This window comes from Micromonospora coerulea, assembly GCF_016598485.1.
Lineage (GTDB): Bacteria > Actinomycetota > Actinomycetes > Mycobacteriales > Micromonosporaceae > Micromonospora > Micromonospora coerulea.
Genome location: NZ_JAEMUW010000021.1, coordinates 36,615 through 56,015, shown reverse-complemented (window position 1 = coordinate 56,015; position 19,401 = coordinate 36,615). Strand labels below are relative to the sequence as shown.

Genomic DNA, 19,401 nt, shown 5'->3' with positions numbered 1-19,401 from the left:
TCAGAGGTCGGCGAAGAGGTCCTCCGTTCCGGTGCCGGTCGGTCGGTCGCGAGGGGTACCGGCCGGTGTGGAGCGACGTCGCTGGAAGGCCACCCCGAGCGGCAACAGCACCACCGCGGCGCCGGCGACCAGGAGCGCGCCCCAGGCGCTCAGCCCCCAGTGACCGCCGTCACCCGGCTCACTGCTGTCCACCGGTACGTCCACGTCGACGCCGACCCCGAGCAGGTCCGCCAGCACGTTGATGTCGGCCGCGCCGAAGCGTTCGCTCGGCTCGATGTGGGTGTTCTCGCTGAACTCGTTCCAGCTGATCACCCCGATCGCGTCGGGTTGGGAGAGGCGCGCCGCGGCGAAGGAGGCCCGGAGGGTGTCACCCTCTCGGCGCGGGACCTCCCGCTTGCCGCCGACCAGGCGGGCGTCGAAGCCGGGCGTCACCGGGGCGATCCACAATCCGCCGCGCTGGTGCACAGCCCGGGCCATCTCCGCCAGCTTCCGCCCGGTCGTTCCGGTCACCGGGTCCACCGAGGACCAGTAGTAGGCCTGGCCGTCGAGCGCGGCCTGATTGGATTCGACGTCTCCGATGCTCTTGGCGTTGCCGAGGACCAGCAGCTTCCCGCGTACGCCGCCGACCGTCTCCTTGATCTGGGCGGCGGTGAAGCGGTCGCTGCCGGTCCAGACGACCACTGGCCGGCCGAAGATGTCGAAGACGGGGTCGGTGGCGTATCGGGTGGCGAAGAACGACAGGTCCGTGCGGACGGTGTCGAAGGCCAGCGGGGTACGGGCGAAGTCGAGCCCCTGGTACACGATGCCCAGGCGGAACTTCTCCTCCCGGGCCACCTCGACCAGCTTGGCCAGGCGCTCGTCGAGTTGCGGCGTGTGTTTCCACGACACCAGGAACCCGTTGATGCCGGCGGTCTTCGCCATCCGCACGTGCCGCCGCATGATCTCGGTGTCGTCGCTGGAGTACCGCCCGAGCAGCGGATAGTCGATCTTCGCCCGGTTCCAGGACGTCGGGTTGAACCAGATGTAGTAGTAGGCGAGGACCGGGACGGGGGCCGCCGACGGCTGGGGGGTGTCCCGCCGGTGGCCTGCCTCGGCGTGCGCCGTCCCCGACGGCAGCAGGGTGACCGCGAGCGCGGCGAGCAGCAGCAGCAGGGCGGCTCCGCTCCGGGCCGGCGCCGACCGCCGGTCGTCCGCGGCCTGAACGTGCTGTCGGCGTACGGCCGCGGGTTTCGTCCGCAACCGCCTGCGGTGCTGTGGTCGGGAGTGCCGCCGGGCCCGGTATCGGGCCGTCAGGGCACTGCCGGCGCGGCGCAGCCGGCCGAGCAGGTGCGGCCGTCCGAGCAGGATCAGGCCCACCGCGACGACCAGCACCGCGACCGTCACCAGGGTCAGGTCGGCCGCGCTGATCACGGTGAGCGTCACCTCCTGGTCCTTGCTGATGCTGACCGGACGTCCGAACGACACGCCGCCGCCGAAGACGGTGATCGTGTACGTGCCGCGCGGCAGGTCGGGCACCAGGGCCGTGCCGTCCCGGCCGAACGGGAGCCGCTGGACGCCGCCGTCGGCGCGGGTGAGCTCGATGCCGTCGCCGGCCCGCTGGGTGAAGAACATGTCGGTCGCCGTGAACGAGACCCGGAAGAAGAGCAACTGCACCACCCACGCCTGCTGATCCCACGGCACGAACCGCTGTCCCGCGCGGTTGACCACGGAGGTGCCGTCGACCATCGCGCTGTCGACCACGTAGTAGAGCTGTTTGGATGCCAGGCCCTGGGGGCCCTGCTGGGTGCGGCTCTCCGCGACCCAGCGGGGCCGGGCCAGTTCGGCACCGCTCAGGTCGTGGATCTCACCGGTGTTGCTGCGCAGCCGCATGGCGGTGACCCGGTCTGCGGGCACCGTGTTGCCGAAGCGGTCGATGAAGCTCCAGGAGACCAGTCGGGCGGTACGCAGGCCCAGCTCCACGACCTTGCCGCGCACGCCGGCGTCGACGTCCCCGCGGAAGCGGTCGAAGACGACCTTGCGATCCGGGCTGATCCGGGTCTCCGGAACGGCGACGCGCTTCTTCAGGTCGACGAAGTTGCGCACGTCGACCCGGATCCGACCCTTGGCGTCGGACGTGGCCACCCTCCCGTCCACCTTCACCACCACGCCGGACAGCGGGGGCACCGTCTGCAGGTGCAGCGTGCCCGGCCGTGCCGAGGCGGGCCGGGCAGCTGCGGCGGTCGGTAGCACGACCACCGTCAGCGCGGCCGCGACCAGCGACAGGAGCACGGCCCGTGCGATCGGCCGGGTCACGTCCATCGCCGCCGCCTGAGCGCCGCTGCGCCGACCAGCGCCGCCACGAGGCTGCCCGTGACGGCGTACGAGGCGTACACCGGGACCGGGTCGGGTCTGGTGACGACCGGGGGCGTGCGTTCGGTGCTGAGGAGGACCGCCGGCCGTGGCGGTCGATCGAAGTCGAAGGCGTCGAGGAACGTCTTCGCCCTGCGATCCCGGTCGGCCAGCGGCTTCAGCCGCCAGTTGACCTCGATGAACTTGAGCACGGAGGTGAAGTCCAGGGTGGTGGACTCGACGTGGCCGCGTCGGGCGTACGGGCTCACCAGCAGGGCGGGCACCCGGAAGCCGTATCCGTAGGAGTCGACCTGGGGCGGCGCGACGTGGTCGTACCAGCCGCCCCAGTCGTCGTAGGACCACAGGAAGGCCGAGGAGTTCCAGTTCGGCGAGCGCATCAGTTGGGTCAGCAGCGTCCGGACGAGGTTCTGACCGGCCCGGATGCTGCCGGGCGGATGCTCGCTGTCGCCGGCCGGGGCGATGAAGGAGACCGCGGGCAGCTGGCCCTTGGCGGCGTCCTCGTAGTACTCGTCCAGGTCCACGATCTTGCCGAACAGCCGCGGGTCGTCGACGTAGCGCGCGTAGGCGAGCAGCGGCACCCAGATCACCTGCGCTCCCCGGTCGATGTCCTCTTCAGCGCTGCGGGACCGGTACGTGATCGTGGGGTCGTAGTTCTCCACGTAGAACTTCCAGCTGATCCCGGCGGCCTCCAACCGGTCGAAGATGGTCGGGATGTCGCCCCAGCCCTCCTTCGGGATGGACTCGGAGGCTCCGGTGGCGCCCGGGCCGCCGGTCACCCGGAACATGTGGTTGCGGATGCTGCCTGAATTCGACGAGCTGAAGAAGCGGTCGAAGAGCACGTACTCGTCGGCGATGTTCCAGTAGTACGGCAGGTCGCGGTCGTCGTAGTAGGCCATCGCGAGGTTGCCGTCCTTGCCCTGCGTGCTCACGCCCTCGACGAAGCCGTCCATCCGGCCCCCGTTGTGCTGCACCCGGAACGCCTCCGCGGTGTGGTCGAGGTCGAGGCTGCCCAACTCGCCCAGGTGGAAGGGCTTGACGCAGGGTTCGGCCTGGCCCCGGCGGACCGGCATGCAGGTGCCCGCGGGGATCCCGTCGACGCCGGGGCGGGTGCCGAAGTAGTTGTCGAAGGTGTGGTTCTCCTGCATCAGGAAGACGAAGTGGTCGATCGGTGTGGTGGGGCTCGGCGGGGCTGCCGTCCGAGGTGCGGCGTGCGCGGCCGCGGCCGGGTTCGCGAGCGCCAGCAGGCAGGTGATCAGCAGCGCGCGGGTCACCAGGCGACCGGCGCGGCTTCCGCACGGGCGAGTGGGGTCGGTCATGGACGCACCTCGTAGATGATGACCACCGGAACCGGGACGCGAGCTCCCGTGGAGTCGGTCCCGTCGACGTGCTCGGTGTGCACGACGCGCCCGTGGTAGCGGCGGATCAGGACCATCAACCGCTCGGAGAAGAACGCCGAGCGTCCGGCGGAGAACGAATCCCAGACGACGTACTGCAGGTCGTTGTGGCGTAGCCACCAGTCGGGGTTGGGCAGTGGCGCGTACGACGGGTTGCGCCGCAGCGGGTTCGGGCTGACCGAGAGCCCGTAGCTGCGGCGGTGGCCGTAGTACTGGATGATGTTGGCCATCGACGGGCCGAGGGTGAGTACCACCGACCCCTCCGGCGTGTTCGCGGCCAGCCAGCGGCCGGCCTCCCGGCCCCCCGGCACCCCGCCGGACCCGGCGAGGAACGTCGCGTTGTTCGCCCGGTTGACGGCGTTCCAGCTGGGGACGAGCAAGCTCAGGGTGACCACCGCGATCACGGCGGCCCGCACCGTCCGCACCGTCCGTACCGCCGTCGACGGTCGGGCGTCCGGCCGCCGGACGGCCCGGCGGAGCAGGCGGCCCATCCGCTCCGGTACCGGTAGCGCGGTCAGCGCCCGGGCGGCGAGCACCGCGACGGGCGCCGCGGCGGGCAGCAGGTACTGGAAACCCTTGACGGGCCACAGTTGGAAGAACACGACCGGGGCGGCGATCCACGACACCAGCAGCGTCTCCCGCCAGGAGCGCCGCCCGCGCAGCCACCACAGGCCGCCGACGGCCGCGGTCACCACCAGAAGGCCCATCGCCACCGGCACGGTCTCGACGTAGAACCCCATCGAGTGGTTGGGCCGCCGGAACAGCTGCCACACCAGATAGCTGCGACCGGTTTCGGTGCGTCCGGCCAGCGCCTGCGAGACCGGGTGCGTCGCGAAGACCACCACCATCGGGGCGAGGGCCAGCACCGACATGCGCACCGGCCGACGCACCGTCGGCGTCAGCGCCAGGAACGCGTAGACGCCGCCGGCCAGGACGATGCTCGTCTCCTTCGTCAGCATCGTCACGCCCAGCATCGCGCCGGCCGCGACGTACCAGAGCACCTGCTGGGCCTGGACGAACCGCACCAGGCAGTACAGGGTGAGCGTCGCGAACAGGACCATCGGTCCGTCGAGGAGAACCTGCCGCGTGACGACCACGTGGTACGGCATGACGGCGATGAGCAGCGCCGCCACCAGCCCGACGCGCCGGCCGTAGAGCCGGGCGCCCAACAGGTGGACGGCCAGTACGGTCGCCACACCGAGCACCGCCACCACCACCCGCCCGGCCACGTCGACCTCGCCGGTGCGGAAGAACGGCGACAGGAGGGTCTGGAAGAGCATCGGATGGGCGCGGAAGACCGGGAAGAACGGCGAGTAGTTCGGGTTCCCGGCGAGCGAGGCGGCCTGCCCGGCATAGACTGCCTCGTCGCTGTTGAAGCCGAGGGCGTCCAGCTGCCACACCCGCAGGAACAGCGCCAGCGCCGCGATGGCGACGAGGGCGCCGGGCGCCGCCCACCGGCGCCACCGACGTTCCTGGCCGGCGCCGTCGGGTCGTGACGCCGGCTCGGGTTGGCCGACAGGGTGGAGCACGACCGTCGTAGCGCAACGGTCGTGCTCCACCTCCCCGACCGAGGATCGGGTCACGCTCACGCATGCGCTCCGCTCGGGGCCAGTGCCCCATTCCACTGCGGCCAGGTCGGAAGAATCACCTGCTGCGCGGCCGGCGGGTACCCGCGGTCCTCCTGCAGCAGGCGCGGGATCTCGTCGGCCCAGCCGAACCGGTCCGAGACCACTACCCGGCTGCGGACGTGGGACAGGAAGCCGGTGAGGATCTCCCGCTCCCGTTGGCGCAGTTGGACGTACCCCTGCCCGCCGACGGTGATCGCGGGCGCCAGGTAGCGGAACGGCGGGAAGCCGTACGCGTCGTCGGTGTTCTGGATCATCCGCTCCAGCGTCTCGCCCTGGCCGAGGTCACTGATCCGGGGCGTGCCGCGCTCGATGATGAACAGCTCCTCCACCCGGGTGCTGAGGCCGATGCGGCAGGGAACCAGCCGGTCGACGCTGTACTTCGGGGGCGGGACGAGCCGCTGGGTGATGGCGTTGATGCCCATGATCGGCAGGTTGAACCGGCTCAGGGTCAGGGCCAGCGACCGGCCACCCTTGGAGTGCAGCCGGCTCTGGAACTGCAACCGGCGCCACTCGGCCGGGGTCAGGTCCTGGGCCTGCACCGCGCGCAGCGTGTGCGCGCTGATCGTCAGCGGCTTGGGGAAGCACATGGCGACGCCGTCGGGACTGATCAGGGTCATGTCGTCGGAGAGGAAGAGCCCGCCATGGTCGCGCAGCAGGCGCAGCACGGTGGCCGTCTTGCCCGTGTCGGTGAGGGCGGAGAGCATCACCCCGACGCCGTTCAGGCTGACGCACGCCGAGTGCAGGAGCATGTGACCCCGCGACACGAGCACGAACCGCAGCAACGCTTCGATGATGTTGGTGTAGACCACGTGCGGTGAACGGGCGAGCAGGGGACCGACCTGGATGTCGATCGGCGAGCCGAGTTGGATCCGGAAGTTCGCGCCCAGCCGGCCCAGGTGCTCCTCGTACCGCAGGACGGACTGGTTGGCGTACTCGGTCATGGCGGCGCGGCGCCGCGGCCCCCGGCCTCCCACGTCGCTGACCCGCACCGCGATGTCGACATCCGAGTCGGCGATCCACTGGGCGCGGAAGAACTCCAGTTCCGGCAGCATGATCTGGGACCCGATGGTGACCACCCCGGCCACGTCGTACCGGTACTTGAGGTACTGGTACCGCTTGCGGGAGGGGGCGGCGGCGGCCTCGGGGGCCTCCAGGTTGACGAGCATGCGCACGGGATCGCGCCGGCCGGTGCTGCCCCCGGTATAGATGACCCGGTCGTTGACCAGGAACCGGACGAGGAACAGGGCGACCAGCGTGAGCGCGTTCGCCGTCAGGACTCCGACGCCGGCCCAGACCAGTGCCTGCAGCAGCGGCAGGCGCAACAGCAGCAGCAGATTGTTCAGCAGGAAGAAGCGGCCCGCCCGTCCGGCCAGGGTGCCCTGTCGGTTGCGCCGGTAGATGAGGGCGTCGACGAGGGCGAAGTTCCACGCAGTCGAGAGCTGGGTCGCCAGGGCGGCGCCCAGGAGGTGGTGCAGGCTGGCCGGCTCGTAGAAGAACCACAACGCGGCCGTGTTGACCACCAACCCGGACAGTCCGACCAGCCCGAAGGCGATCATCCTGGAGAACTCCGACAGCCGGTCCCGGGCGGCCGCCGGGCCTTCGCGCATCTGGCCGACCAGCCGCTGGCTGCGCAGGCGCCACAGGTGCCGCAGGAAGGTCAGCCCCTCCCGCACCGACGCCTTGGAATGGCCGGCCTGCCGGGGAGCCATCTCGTACGCGACCTCCGCGACCCGGGCGCCGGGGTAGCGGACGAGCAGCTCCAGCAGGACCTTGAATCCGATGGGGTTCACGTGGTCCAGGTCGACGGCGGCCCGGCGGAAGGCGAACAGGCCGCTCATCGGATCGGTGACGGTGTTCAGCCGGCGCGGGAAGAGGCTCTTCGCCAGCCGGGTCGCCCACGACGAGGTGACCTCGCGGGCGGCGCCGCCGAGCCCTTCGTTGGAGCCCTCCCCGGCGTAGCGGGTGCCGACCACCACGTCCACGTCGTGCCGTAGGGCGATGCTCGCCAGCATGCCGGCCGATTCCGGCGGGTGCTGGAGGTCCGCGTCCATCACCAGGATCCACTCGCCGCGGGCGTGCCGCGCGCCGCGCACCACGGCACCGCTCAGCCCACCGGCGCGCGCGCCCGGGGGCCGGTGCAGCAGCCGTACGGCGACCGGGACGTCGGCTGCGTGCCGAGCCAGAACCGCCGGCGTGTCGTCCTCGCTGTCGTCCACGACGATGATCTCCGCGTGGAGCGGCGCGAGAGCCGGGCCCAGTCGGGACAGCAGCGCGGGAATGTTCTCCGCCTCGTTGCGGGTCGGCACGATGACGCTCAAGCGGACCTGCCGGTCCGAGCTGGGTCGGTGCAGATACTGCGGTGCCAGGTCTGACCCGCGCCCGTTCTGGCCTCCCCGGAGATCGCCGCCCGGATTTCCGGGCTCTTCGTCTTCCTTACCAATCGAAGGTGTCTGTGCAACCTCGGTCATTCGACCCTCCATCAGTTGCGCTTCTGGGCAGTACCGAGCCGCCGGATATCCGGCTCAGGAACGGGCGAAAGAAGCGTGCCGGTACGGGAAATGTGCGCCGGAACCGACACGGGTTCGGGCCTTGGCGCGATCGGAAATGACGGGGGTGGCCGCGGGTTGGTCAGAGGTTACGAAAGGTGAACACGAGGTGTCCAACACTCAACGAGTCATGAACGCGACAGGAACGCGAGCCGAACTCCAGCCGTTCGGCCACCCGCCCACCTGCGCTTACTGCGGCTCGGCCACCGTCCTGATGCGCTGAGTAATCGCCGGGCGGCGCCTGCGAGGGGTCGCCGCCGGTCGTCGCGGTCGGGTAGACGCCTTGTCATTCAACGGCGTACGGCAGCGGAGCGGCCGGATCGATGGGCCTGCTGCTGCCGGCCGCGTTCACTGACCGCGATGGTCGGAAAATTGTTTTCGTCGAGCCCGGGTGGCCGTTCGGTGGAACGCCCGCCTTCGGAAAGGGTTGTCGCCGTCCCCGGTATTCCGAACATGTTCACCGAATGATGTGGTGTCTCGACCGGTCCACCGCCGGCTCCGATGTCCGAGTGGACCATTGAGGACCCGGCTGCTCGGCACGGTCTCGCATCCGATCGGCGGGACCGACCATCTCGACGGGCCTATTCAACCCGAACGCATTGGTCGGCGCGGAGGTCCCGAGCGGGCGGCGCAGCGTTCCTTTGGGGAAGCTCCGCATTCGCCCCCGTGCCCGCCGCCGGATCGCGGACGGGGGTCAGGCCGGCCGGTAGGTGGCGATCACCACCCGCTGCCCAGCACCGCGACGCCCCCGGCGGATCCGCCTCCGGGTCGCGCGGGGCGGTCACCTGCGCAGCAGCACCGGTTTGGCGTCGATGGGCGTGCGGAACAGCGCGTACGGCTTGCGCCGCAGATCCTGCCCGCCCTGGTGCCTCGGCTGCCGGTGCAGCTGGTTCGCGGTGACGTACAGGTGCCCGTCGGAGGCGACCGACAGGGTGTCGGGCCAGAGCAGACGGGGGTCGTGCACGAGGGTTTCGAACGCACCGTCCGGCCGGCGGCGCAGCACCGCGTTGTGCTCGTAGGAGGTGAGGTAGAAGCGGCCGGCGTCGTCGGTCTCCAGGCCGTCGGAGCCGCCGCCCTTGTCGCCCTCGTCGACCACCGTCGCCCACACCCGCTCCTCGCTCAGCGACGGGTCGGCGAGTGCGTCGGTCGCGACGCTGTACCAGCGGCGGGAGGCGAGCGGGCAGTAGTACAGCCGGGAGCCGTCGGCGGAAATGGCGATGCCGTCGGAGCCCGTGGCCGGGGGATTCGGCGACCCCTGCGGCGGTCGCTCCAGGAACGGCCGCCCCTCCACGACCGGTCGGAAGGCCGCCAGCGGTTCTGCCTTCGTCGACGGGTGGTCGTGCAGCCGCCGCCAGGAGGCGCCGGTGGCCAGGTCGACCACGATGATCCCGTTCGGACCGGAGTGGGCGGAATCGGTGATGTAGGCGACCCCCGCGTCGCCACGGCGCAGGTCGAAGCGCACGTCGTTGAGGTACGTGGTGGGCAGGGCCACGTCGGTGGGGAAGGTGATGACCTGGGCGACCGTGTCGGTGTCGAGGTCGACCCGGACCAGCTTCGGCCCACCCGGCTTGGTGGGTCGCACCATCGGGCTGCCGGTGTCGACCACCCAGAGCCGGTCGGCCGGGTCGACCACCACGCTCTGCACCGACACGAAGGCCTTCGCGTCGTCGTCGCCGGATGGGCTGTTCCACCGCTGGTCCGGGAACGGGACCTCCTGACCGTCGCGCAGCTCGACCACGGTGGCCGGCACCTCGTCGCCCCACAGGGGGAAGTTGACGAAGATCCGTCCGGTGTGCGAGACGGTGACCCCGGTGGGCATCGGCCCGGTGAAGGTGTGCACCAGTTCCAGCTCGCCGACCGGCTCGTCGGGCACCGGCCCGGTCACGACCCGCTCCCGGCGGATTCGACCGCGACGGGGTGCCGACCCCGCTCCACCACAGTTCCCATGCCTGCCTTCTTCCTGGTCGTTCGGCCGGCGTCGGCTGCGGCGCCGCGGCCGCGTACCCGGCCCGTCCCCGACCGGCATGGCGGCGGGGGCGGGACGTCGACCGCTCGGTGTTGCGCGTCCGGTTCCCGGTGAACCGGGCCGCAAACCGTGATTGCCCGGCGACCCGGTCGTCCGCGGCGAGCCGGCCTACCCGGGCTGCGGGGATTGTCCGTCGGCCGGCAGCCGGGTCGGGTGGCTCGGCCGGGCGGCGTACCCGGTAGGTTGCCGGCATGGTGGACGCGGCGGCCGGCAGGGTCGTGGAGATCTGGACCGACGGGGCGTGCAGCGGCAATCCGGGCCCCGGCGGCTGGGGTGTGCTGCTGCGCTGGGGTGACCACGAGCGGGAGCTGTGCGGCGGTGAGGCCACCCCGACCACCAACAACCGGATGGAGCTGACCGCCGCGATCCGGGCGCTGGAGAGCCTGACCCGCCCGGTCACCGTGCGGCTGCACACCGACAGCACCTACGTGCGCAACGGCATCACCGGCTGGCTGGCCTCGTGGAAGCGCAACGGTTGGCTGACCGCGGCGAAGCAGCCGGTGAAGAACGCCGACCTGTGGCAGCGGCTGGAGGACGCCTGCGCCCGGCACGACGTGACCTGGCTCTGGGTCAAGGGGCACAACGGCCACCCGGAGAACGAGCGGGCCGACGCGCTGGCCAACCGGGGCATGACCGAGGCCCGCGCGGAGGTGGCCACCGCCCGCTGAAGTGGCGGGTTGCGTCGGCCTGCCCGCCGGCCGACGAGCGGGTCCGGCGTGCGGTGGAGCTTGGCCCGTCCGGCGCGCTCAGCGTCGGCTGACCGCGCCGGACGGCAGTCGGGTCACTCCTCGACGCGTGGTTCGCCGGTGCCCGAGACGGCGTCGACGTCGTAGCCGGCGCGGCTGGTCCCCCGGGCCGGTTGCGCCTCCTCGGCCGGCAGATCGGCGAAGTCGTCGCCGGTGTCGTCGGTGGTGTGCAGGGAGTCGCCCGGCGCTCGCAGCGACGCCCCGTACGCGGTCGTGCCGTCCGGCTCGTCGGTGGCCGCCCGGCCGACGGGATCCTCACTCGTCATGTCGCACTCCTGCCCGTGTGGGACGACGGCAAACGTCGTCCGGTCCGGCCGTCGTCACCCGGGCCGGCGCGGGCCCGATCCGCTCCGGCGCGGTCAGCGGGGCGCGTCCGGGTGGCCCGGCATGCCGGAGCCGCCGGAGCTGCTGCCCGAGGAGCCGCCGGCCACCCCGGACCCGTCGTCCTCGGTGACCAGATCCGGCTTGGGTCCCCCGTCGTCCGGCGCCGGGACGTCGGTGTCCGCCTCGACCTGCACCAGGCGGGCCTGACCGGCCTCGTCCTCGGCGTGCGCCGGATCCACCGGCTCCTCGCCGTAGCGTGCCCGATAAGCCACGTCGCCTCCCTGGGTGCCGCTGGCCGCCGGCGGGGCGGCGGCCATCCCGGCTACCCGAGCGCGCCCGGACGAAACCTTGCCCGCCCGGGCGGCGCCGACGCGGGTCAGCGCCGGCGACGGGCCTCGGGACGCCCGGACCGGGGGCGGGTCGGGGTGAGGGTCAGCGACCAGTGGGCGGGCCGGCGCAGCGCGGCGGGCAGGACGGTGCGGTGGTCGCCGCGGGCCGCGTCGAGCTGCGACTGGTGCAGGAAGAGGCAATGGCTCAGGTCGGCCCCGCGCAGGTCGGCCCCGCGCAGGTCCGCGCCGGTCAGGTCGGCGGCGCCGAGGTTCACGCCGCGCAGGTCCGCGCCGATCAGGCAGGCGCCGCGCAGGTTCGCCCCGGCCAGGGCCGCCCGGCGCAGGTCCACCCCGATCAGCACCGCGCCGCGCCGGTCCGCGCCGGCCCGCCCGGCCCGGGCCTGCTCGCCCGCCCGCGAGAGCACCCCGTTGACCCGCCCCCGGTGGGCGTCGACGTCGAGGGCGAGCAGCTGCTCCGGGGTGCCGTCGGTGAGCCGACCGGTCTCCTCCAGCGCGTCGGTCAGGTCGTCGCGCAACGGACCCGGCGGGGTCAGCGCCAGCGCCTCGGTCAGGTACCAGAGCAGTTCGTGCAGCGGCCGCATCACCGCGAAGGTGTCGAACATCTGCCGCGCGGTCGCCGGATCGGTCCGCCAGTCCCGCCCGCCGAAGGTGACCTGCGCGACGTGCTGGCCGGCGCCGAAGCAGTCGAAGACCGTGCAGCCGGGGAAGCCGCGCTGGCGCAGGTCGCGGTGGATGCCGCAGCGGGAGTCCGGACCCAGGTTCGGGCAGGGCTGCCCGGCGGGCTTGTCGAGCGCGAAGTCGGCGGAGGCGGCGAAGGCGGGCGCGACGCAGCAGATCCCGAAGCAGCGTGTGCAGTCGGCGCGCAGCTCCCGCTCGTCGACCGTCGCCGCCGACTGCTGTTCGGTGGTGTCCGCCACGCTGGACCGGCCTCCCGCCGCTCGGAGTCGCTGAGGGTGCCCGCGGCGAGGTCGCCGCGACCGGACTCATTCTCCGCCCACCCGCCGGGGGGCGTCCCGGCGGCCCGGCTGCCCGCGCCGGTCGTCCGCCGGTTCGCCCACGCCGGCGTCCCGGACCTTCGTATCGTGACCGTGACCGGCACGAAGGGGCGGCGGGATGGACGAGCAGGCACGGGAGCAGGCGCTGCTCACCGCCCTGACCACCGAGCACTTCACGCTGCAGACCTCCCGCGGCGCCACGATCGCCGAGTCGGTCGGGCGGGCCACGGTGTTCCTGACCTTGCTCTCCGCCGCACTGATCGGGTTGGGTTTCGTCTCGGGCAGCGGTCAGCTGCTCAAGCCGTACCTCGGCGTGGTGGTGCCGACCCTGGTGATCACCGGGCTGTTCACCTTCGGCCGGCTGGTGCAGAGCATGGTGGAGAACTCGCTGGATCTCCAGCGCATCCAGCGCATCCGCGCCTACTACCACCGCCAGTTCGCCGGCGAGCACGACTTCTTCGCCGACGCGGTCGTCGCCGGGGACCTGCGGCGCGCCGCCTGGGCGGCGGTCGGCAGCCGGCCGGGTCGCTGGCAGCTGCTGCTCACCACGGCGGCGATGGTCGGGGCGGTCAACTCGCTGCTGATCGGGCTCGGCGCCACCCTGCTGACCGGCCTGGCGGGCGGCACCCCGACCGTCGCCGTCGTGGTCGGGGTGGTGGTGGCGCTGATGGCCTTCGGTGCGCAGATCGCGTACCTCGCGCAGGCCTCCATCTCGCAGCCCAGCTGAGCGCCGCCGGTGGCGGCGCCCGCGCGGGCGCGGGCGCCGCGTACGGGTCAGAAGTCGAACAGCGTGCCGGTGCCGCGCCGCAGCGCGCAGCGGTTGTCGAAGGTCCGGGTGTACGACACCGGCCGGTCCTGCCAGAAGCCGAGCGCGCGCACGGTGAGCGGGGCGTGTTCCAGGGTGCACAGGCCCGGGTCGACGTCCAGGGCGGCGAGGTCGCCGTCGACCCGGGCCACCAGCCGGCAGCCGGTCGTCGGGTCCGGGTGCAGGCCGCCGGCCGGACCGCAGACCAGCACGGTGGACCGCGACGCGGCGGTCGCCGGGTCCACGGTGAGCAGCAGCACCGAGGGCGTCTCGGGGCCGGGGCGGGGCGCCGCCCCGGCCGTGCGGGGGTGCGGGGCGGCCACGGCGGCGAGCCCACCGAGGGTCGCGGCCAGGGCGAGCGCGGCGGTGCGTCGGGCGAAGGGCATGGTGACGTCCTTCCGTCGGGGCCCCGGGTGGGGGCCGGCTGCGGGCCGGCCGTCGTGCGGCCGGGCCGTGGCAAACCCTAAGTGGACGGTGTGAACGCGAAACGTCACGAAGTGTTACGCCGCGGCCAGCAGCCTGGTGATCTCCGGGGCGGCCGGGTGTTCCGGCGCGACGGTCAGGAAGCGTCGCAGGGTGCGCGGCGCCTCGGCGGGGCGGGTACGCCGCTGGGCGAGGCCCAGCACGAGCAGGCCGTCCGGGGAGTCCGGGGCGTGACTCAGCACCTCCTGCGCGGCCTGTCCCGCGCCGGTCGCGTCTCCCGCCCGGAGCAGGGCGAAGGCGAGTCGCAGCCGGATCGTGTCGTCGGGCCGGTCGCGCAGCGCCTCCCGGTACATCTGCGCGGCGGCGTCGTACCGGTCCTGCGCCTCCAGGTCGCGCGCCAGGCCCACCGCCACCGCGACCGGATCCGCGGGCGCCGGGTCCGGCCGGGGCCGGTCGAGGCCGCGGGCGGCGACGGCCACCGACACCACGACGGTGATCAGCCCGAGCGCGGACCACCGCCAGGCCCGACGGGCCGCGCCGCCCGGTGGCGGCCCGTCGGCCGGTGGCGCCGCCGGCAGGTCATCGGTGCGCCGTGGCCGGGGCCGCAGCGTGCGCCGGGCCGCGTAGCCGGCGGCCAGCAGGGTCAGCGCGGGTACGGCCCAGAGCAGCAGCTCCACGCCGCGGGCCGGCGGGTCGGCCAGCACGTCCGGGCCGTAGCGTTGGACGAACCAGCGCCGGACCTCGTCGCGGCTGTGCCCCTGGGCCACCTGGTCCGCCACCGCCTGCCGCATCGCCGCCGCGATCGGTGAGCGGGAGTCCGCCACCGACTCGCCCTGGCACGCCGGGCAGCGCAGGTCGGCGGTGACCGAGCGGACCGGGTCGTCCTGGCCGGCTCCGGCGGCCGACCGGGCAAGACCCGCGGCGGCCGCGGCGAGCAGGGCCACGAGGACGAGCGTCCCCGCGGCCGGCCGCCACCTCATCCGGCCAGCAGCGGCGCCACCCGCTGCTCCAGCCACTGCCGGGTGACCACACCCCGCTGCCGGTCGACGATCCGGCCGTCCCGGTCCACCACGAAGGTCTCCGGCACGCCACGGACGCCCCAGTCGACCGCCCGGGTGCCGTCCGGGTCCGGCAGCACGGTCAGCCCGGCCGCGCCCGTCTCGTCCAGCAGCGCACGGACGGCCTCGCTGCCGTCCCGGACGTTCAGCCCGACCAGCCGCAGCCCCTGCGGGGACCAGCGCCGCCCGGCGTCGACCAGCAGCGGCAGTTCGTCCCGGCACGGTCCGCACCAGGAGGCGAAGACGTTGACCAGCAGCACGTGGCCGTGGGCGTCGGCCAGGTCGAACCGGCCACCATCCAGCGTGGGGCCCGAGAGCGCCGGGGCCTGGACGGGCGGTCCTGCTGTCCCGGCGTCGCCGCCCGGCGACGTCGATCCCGATGGCAGGCCGACGGCCACGACCACGCCGACGGCGACGGTGACCGCCAGGACCAGCGGCGGCCAGACCGGTACCCGGCGTGGCCGCCGCCTGACGGGGCGGATCATCCGGCGGCTCCGGCGCGAACGGCGACTGATGCCGGCTGGGCCCCCTCGCGCGGCGTCCCGACCCGGCGTCGCCGGCGGGCGGTGGCGAGCGCCGACCCGAGTCCCCCCGCGGCCGTCAGGGCGCCGCCGGCCCAGAGCAGGCCGACGAGCGGGTTGACCGCGAGCCGCAGCGTGGCGCTGCCGTCGTCGGGGGAGACCGCGATCAGGGTGACGTAGGTGTCCCGAAGCAGCCCGGTGTCGATCGCCGGCACCGTGACCGCGGTGTCCCGGGCCGGGTGGTAGCGCAGGGCCGGGGTGACCGCCCGCTCCGCGTCGCCGGATTCGGAGAGCCGGAGCCGTGCCCGCACCGCCATGCCGCTGTCGCCCCTCCGGTCCACCCCGACCAGGCGGACGCTCACGTCAGCCACCCGCAGCGTCTCGCCGGTCCGGAGGGTCCGCTCGGCGTCCCGGCCGTACGCCGAGGACCCGGCGACGCCCACCGCGACCAGGGCGATCCCGGCGTGCGCGACCAGTCCGGCGAGCCGGCCCCGGCCCGACCGGCGGAGCCGGTCCGGCAACTGCCCGGCCAGGCCGGTGAGCACGAACGCGGCGGTGCCGAAGGCGCTGAGCGCGGGCAGGCCGGGCCGGCTGAGCAGACCCACCACGGCGACCGTGGCCAGCGCCACCGCACCCGGCACGGCGAGACGCCGCAGCGCTTGGGTCCGGTCGCCGACCCGCAGTGCCGGAGTCACCCCCATCGCCAGCAGCACCACGATGGCCAGTGGCAACGCCGTGCGGTGGTAGTAGCCCGGGCCGACGGAGGTGCGGACGCCGCCGAGCGGGCCGGAGAGCAGCGGGAAGATCGTGCCGATCAGCACCACCGCCGCGATCGTCACCAGGAGCACGCCGTTGACGAGGACGGCGGTGTTCCGGGACAGCACCGGCGACGCGGTGCGGCCGGCCAGCTCGGGGGTCCGCCACCCGGTCAGGATCGTCGACGCGACGACCGCCAGCAGCACGAAGCCGAGCAGCATTGGGCCCAGCGGCGATTCGGTGAAGGCGTGCACGCTGGCCACCGCACCGGACCGGGTGAGGAAGGTGCCGAGCAGCACCAGCACGAAGCTCGCGCAGGCCAGCACCAGGTTCCACCCGGCACGGCGGGCGCCCGGACCGAGGGCGGTGTGCAGGAACGCGGTGGCGGTCAGCCACGGCAGCAGGGAGGCGTTCTCCACCGGGTCCCACGCCCAGTAGCCGCCCCAGCCCAGCACCGCGTACGACCACCAGGCGCCGAGCCCGATGCCGGCGGTCAGCGCCGCCCAGGCGACCAGTGTCCAGGGCCGGGCCACCCGCAGCCAGCTACGTCCCTCCCGCCCGGCCAGCGGCGCGGCGAGCGCGAAGGCGAACGGCACGACCAGCCCGATGTAGCCGACGTAGAGCAGGGGCGGGTGCACCCCCATCGCCGGGTGCTGCTGCAGCAGCGGGTTGGGCCCGGGACCGTCGGGCGGCACCGGATCCACCGCGCGGAACGGGCTCGCGGCGAAGCAGGACAGCGCGAAGAAGAACACGGTCACCGCGCTGACGACCACCATCGCGTACGCCTGCAGCCGGGGCGGGTGCCGCCGACCGGCGAGCAGGACCGCGTACCCGGCGAGGACCAGCAGCCAGAGCAGCAACGACCCGTCCAGGGCGGACCAGAGGCTCGTCACCGTGTAGTACAGCGGCACCCGGCGTCCGCCGTTCTCGGCCACGAACCGGACGCTGAAGTCGTGCCGGAGCAGGGCCGCCTCCAGCACACCGCAGGCGACGGCGGCGGTGGCCAGCGTCGCGGCGGTCGCGAGTCGGGCCGGCCGGGTCGGCGCGCCGAACAGGGCCACCCGCAGCCAGAGCAGGGCGGTCAGCGTGGCGCAGAGCAGCCCGACGGTGAGGCTCGACGTGCCGAGCTCACCGAGCATCGACCGGCTCCACCGGGGAGGTGGACGGGCGGTACTCGTTGCCGTGCCGGACCACGACGTGGTCGGAGCGGAACGTCCCGTCCGCCGACAGGATGCCCTCGATGACCACCCCCTCGCCCTCCCGGAACGTCCCCGGCGGCGCGCCGAGCTGCTCGACGGTGATCGCCTGGCCCCCCTCGGCGAGGCGGAACACCAGCAGGTCGCCGTCGCGGCGCAGGGACCCGGGCACCACGTCGCCGCCGAGGCGTACCCGTTCCCGGGCCGCGTCCGGGTCGCGCAGCACCTCAGCCGGGGTGCGGTAGTAGGTGAGGGTGCCGCGCAGCGCACTGGTCACCAGCACAGCGCCGGTGGCGAGGAGCACGGCGACGACGGCGGTCCGGCCGGTGCGGCGACGGTTCATCCGATCCGGGCCGGGACGCGGTCGGCCGTGCGGGGGGCGTCGGCGGCGAGCCGGCGCTCCAGCCGGACGACCCGGTGCAGTAGGACGCAGAGCGCGGCGAGCGTCGCGGCGGCCACGGCGAGCAGCAGGGCGAGAGCCATCCGGGGGTCGATCGGCGGACGTTGCGGGGCGAACACGGTCGCCTGCTGGTGCAGCGACCGCCACCAGACGACGGAGAAGTGCACCACCGGAACGAGCAGGAACCCCAGGATGCCGACCAGTGCCGCCGGGCGCGCCACCCGATGGTCGTCCCCGTCGCGCGCGTCGGTCCGATCGCTCACCGCGCGGCGCAGGGCCAGGTAGCCGGCGTACGCGAGCAGCAGCAGCGCGGTGCTGACCAGCCGGGGGTCCCACGCCCACCAGGCGCCCCAGACCAGCCGCCCCCATAAAGAGCCGGTGGCGATGGCGACGGCGGTCAGCACCACCCCGATCTCGGCGCCGGCCCGGGCGAACCGGTCCCAGCGCAGCTCGCCGCCGACGAGGTAGGCGCCGCTGGCCGCGAGCACGACGGCGAACGCGGCGTAGGCGACCCAGGCGGCGGGGACGTGCAGGTACATCAGTCGCTGCGCCGGGCCCTGTACCGCGTCGGGCGGGGCGAGCCACCCGCCGGCCACGGTCGCCGCCGTGGCGAGCCCTCCGGCGGTCCAGACCATCGTCCGGCGCGCGGCGGCCGCTCTGGCGGTGTCCGCGACGAGGTCCACCGTGGAGGCTCGCATGATCTCCCTGTCCGCGCCCGGGCGCTTGCCGGATGGGTTCGCTGCGTGTTTCACCATAAGCTCCACAAACGTCTGCCTATCCCCATATCGCGCAAAAGCGCTTGAATCAGCCGGAAACGTCTAATGTCGCTCCCGGTGGAGAAGGCAGCGAACCTGACCGTGAGCGTCGCCCGGCAAGCCCGGCGGCGCGGGCTGCCGCGTCGTCGTCCTCCGGTGCTGACCGCGCTGTCCGGCCTGCTCCTGCTCGGCGGCTGCGCCGGCGACACGCCGTCCGCCCTGAGTCCCGGCGGGGCCGGGGCGGCCCGCGTCGCCGGCCTCTGGTGGCTGCTCTTCTGGATCTCCGTGGCCGTCTTCGTCGAGGTGATGGCACTGCTGGTCTGGGCGCTGGTGTTCCGGCGGGGCAACGCCCGCGTCCGCCACGGTCAGCCGCTGCGCTTCGTCACGCTCGCCGGCGCCGGCCTGCCGTTGGTGATCCTGGTCGCCGTCTACGGCGTGGGCCTGCGCGACCTCGCCGCGTTGGGCGACCGCCCCGGTCCGGACGCCCCCACCGTCGAGGTGACCGGCCACAAGTGGTGGTGGGAGGTCCGTTACCCGGGCGCCTCGGGGGCCACCGCCAACGAGATTCACATCCCGGTGGGGGAGCGGGTCAAGGTGCGACTGCGGACCGACGACGTGCTACACAGCTTCTGGGTGCCGCAGCTCATGCCCAAGACGGACCTGATCGCCGGTGAGACCCGGGAGACCTGGCTGCGGGCGGAGCGGGCCGGCAGCTACCGGGGCCAGTGCGCCGAGTACTGCGGCACCCAGCACGCCCACATGGCCTTCCTGGTGGTGGCGCAGTCCCGCCCCGATTTCGACGCCTGGCTGGCCCGGCTCGACGACCCGGCCCGGGAGCCGCGGACCGACGCCGAGCGGCGGGGCCAGCGGGCCTTCGTGCAGGGCACCTGCGCCGCCTGCCACGCGGTACGGGGCACCGGCGCCGCGGGCCGGGTCGGGCCGGACCTGTCGAACGTCGGTTCCCGGTGGAGCATCGGCGCCGGCGCGGTGCCCAACGACGCCGGTCACCTGGGCGGCTGGATCGCCAACTCGCAGACGGTCAAGCCGGGCAACGCCATGCCCCCACAGCCGGTCGATGCCGCGCAACTGCCCGACCTCATCGCGTACCTGCGGTCGCTGGAGTAGGCGG

The 19,401-nt window shown here is 73.5% G+C and carries 17 protein-coding genes; 3 read left to right on the top strand and 14 right to left on the bottom strand.

Annotation, left to right across the window (positions count from 1 at the left end; translation table 11 throughout):
* The 5 genes from I8N68_RS24485 to I8N68_RS24465 all read right to left on the bottom strand — a co-directional run bounded on the left by I8N68_RS24485 (position 1) and on the right by I8N68_RS24465 (position 9,802).
* Positions 1-2,298 carry a glycoside hydrolase family 71/99 protein gene (locus I8N68_RS24485; RefSeq protein WP_200214632.1) on the bottom strand — a complete coding sequence of 766 codons (2,298 nt, stop codon included), beginning with the start codon at positions 2,296-2,298 and terminating at the stop codon, positions 1-3.
* Entirely contained in the window at positions 2,289-3,665 is a 1,377-nt protein-coding gene (locus I8N68_RS24480) for an alkaline phosphatase family protein (protein WP_200214625.1), read from the bottom strand. The genes I8N68_RS24485 and I8N68_RS24480 overlap by 10 nt, the downstream gene beginning before the upstream one ends.
* On the bottom strand, positions 3,662-5,332 hold the full coding sequence (locus I8N68_RS24475; RefSeq protein WP_200214623.1) for a glycosyltransferase family 39 protein: 1,671 nt from the start codon (positions 5,330-5,332) through the stop codon (positions 3,662-3,664). The genes I8N68_RS24480 and I8N68_RS24475 overlap by 4 nt, the downstream gene beginning before the upstream one ends.
* The gene (locus I8N68_RS24470) at positions 5,329-7,689 is read right to left on the bottom strand and encodes a glycosyltransferase (RefSeq protein ID WP_200214620.1); all 2,361 of its coding nucleotides are present in this window, start codon (positions 7,687-7,689) and stop codon (positions 5,329-5,331) included. The genes I8N68_RS24475 and I8N68_RS24470 overlap by 4 nt, the downstream gene beginning before the upstream one ends.
* A 1,009-nt stretch (positions 7,690-8,698) precedes the next feature.
* The gene (locus I8N68_RS24465) at positions 8,699-9,802 is read right to left on the bottom strand and encodes an L-dopachrome tautomerase-related protein (RefSeq protein WP_307812955.1); all 1,104 of its coding nucleotides are present in this window, start codon (positions 9,800-9,802) and stop codon (positions 8,699-8,701) included.
* 332 nt (positions 9,803-10,134) lie between these two features.
* Between I8N68_RS24465 and rnhA the strand changes: the two genes are divergently transcribed.
* Positions 10,135-10,611 (top strand): ribonuclease HI, encoded by a 477-nt coding sequence (gene rnhA / locus I8N68_RS24460; protein ID WP_200214615.1) that lies wholly within the window; start codon positions 10,135-10,137, stop codon positions 10,609-10,611.
* A 113-nt stretch (positions 10,612-10,724) separates the two neighbouring features.
* Here rnhA and I8N68_RS24455 read toward each other — a convergent pair whose 3' ends face one another.
* From I8N68_RS24455 to I8N68_RS24445, 3 genes are all read right to left on the bottom strand, one after another.
* Positions 10,725-10,955, bottom strand: a complete 231-nt coding sequence (locus I8N68_RS24455; protein WP_200214612.1) for a hypothetical protein — start codon at positions 10,953-10,955, stop codon at positions 10,725-10,727.
* A 93-nt stretch (positions 10,956-11,048) separates the two neighbouring features.
* Complete coding sequence (locus I8N68_RS24450) at positions 11,049-11,285, bottom strand: preprotein translocase YidC (RefSeq protein ID WP_200214609.1); 237 nt, start codon at positions 11,283-11,285, stop codon at positions 11,049-11,051.
* A gap of 104 nt (positions 11,286-11,389) precedes the next feature.
* Positions 11,390-12,280 carry a pentapeptide repeat-containing protein gene (locus tag I8N68_RS24445; protein ID WP_200214607.1) on the bottom strand — a complete coding sequence of 297 codons (891 nt, stop codon included), beginning with the start codon at positions 12,278-12,280 and terminating at the stop codon, positions 11,390-11,392.
* Between the two features lie 196 nt (positions 12,281-12,476).
* Between I8N68_RS24445 and I8N68_RS24440 the strand changes: the two genes are divergently transcribed.
* A complete protein-coding gene (locus I8N68_RS24440) occupies positions 12,477-13,085 on the top strand; it encodes a hypothetical protein (RefSeq protein ID WP_200214604.1) in 609 nt (202 codons plus the stop codon).
* Between the two features lie 47 nt (positions 13,086-13,132).
* Here the strand turns inward: I8N68_RS24440 and I8N68_RS24435 are convergent, their stop codons facing one another.
* The 6 genes from I8N68_RS24435 to ccsA all read right to left on the bottom strand — a co-directional run bounded on the left by I8N68_RS24435 (position 13,133) and on the right by ccsA (position 18,215).
* Complete coding sequence (locus tag I8N68_RS24435; protein ID WP_200214602.1) at positions 13,133-13,549, bottom strand: SSI family serine proteinase inhibitor; 417 nt, start codon at positions 13,547-13,549, stop codon at positions 13,133-13,135.
* Between the two features lie 114 nt (positions 13,550-13,663).
* Positions 13,664-14,566 (bottom strand): cytochrome c-type biogenesis protein CcmH, encoded by a 903-nt coding sequence (locus tag I8N68_RS24430; RefSeq protein WP_200214600.1) that lies wholly within the window; start codon positions 14,564-14,566, stop codon positions 13,664-13,666.
* A complete protein-coding gene (locus I8N68_RS24425; protein WP_200214598.1) occupies positions 14,563-15,129 on the bottom strand; it encodes a TlpA family protein disulfide reductase in 567 nt (188 codons plus the stop codon). Before I8N68_RS24425 ends, I8N68_RS24430 begins: the two co-directional genes overlap by 4 nt.
* Positions 15,126-17,060 (bottom strand): heme lyase CcmF/NrfE family subunit, encoded by a 1,935-nt coding sequence (locus I8N68_RS24420; protein WP_200214595.1) that lies wholly within the window; start codon positions 17,058-17,060, stop codon positions 15,126-15,128. Before I8N68_RS24420 ends, I8N68_RS24425 begins: the two co-directional genes overlap by 4 nt.
* Entirely contained in the window at positions 17,050-17,460 is a 411-nt protein-coding gene (locus I8N68_RS24415) for a cytochrome c maturation protein CcmE (protein WP_200214593.1), read from the bottom strand. The genes I8N68_RS24420 and I8N68_RS24415 overlap by 11 nt, the downstream gene beginning before the upstream one ends.
* A complete protein-coding gene (gene ccsA, locus I8N68_RS24410) occupies positions 17,457-18,215 on the bottom strand; it encodes a cytochrome c biogenesis protein CcsA (RefSeq protein WP_200214591.1) in 759 nt (252 codons plus the stop codon). The genes I8N68_RS24415 and ccsA overlap by 4 nt, the downstream gene beginning before the upstream one ends.
* 135 nt (positions 18,216-18,350) lie before the next feature.
* Here ccsA and coxB point away from each other — a divergent pair, with 135 nt between their 5' ends.
* The gene (coxB, locus tag I8N68_RS24405; protein ID WP_200214582.1) at positions 18,351-19,397 is read left to right on the top strand and encodes a cytochrome c oxidase subunit II; all 1,047 of its coding nucleotides are present in this window, start codon (positions 18,351-18,353) and stop codon (positions 19,395-19,397) included.
* Positions 19,398-19,401 lie beyond the last annotated feature (4 nt).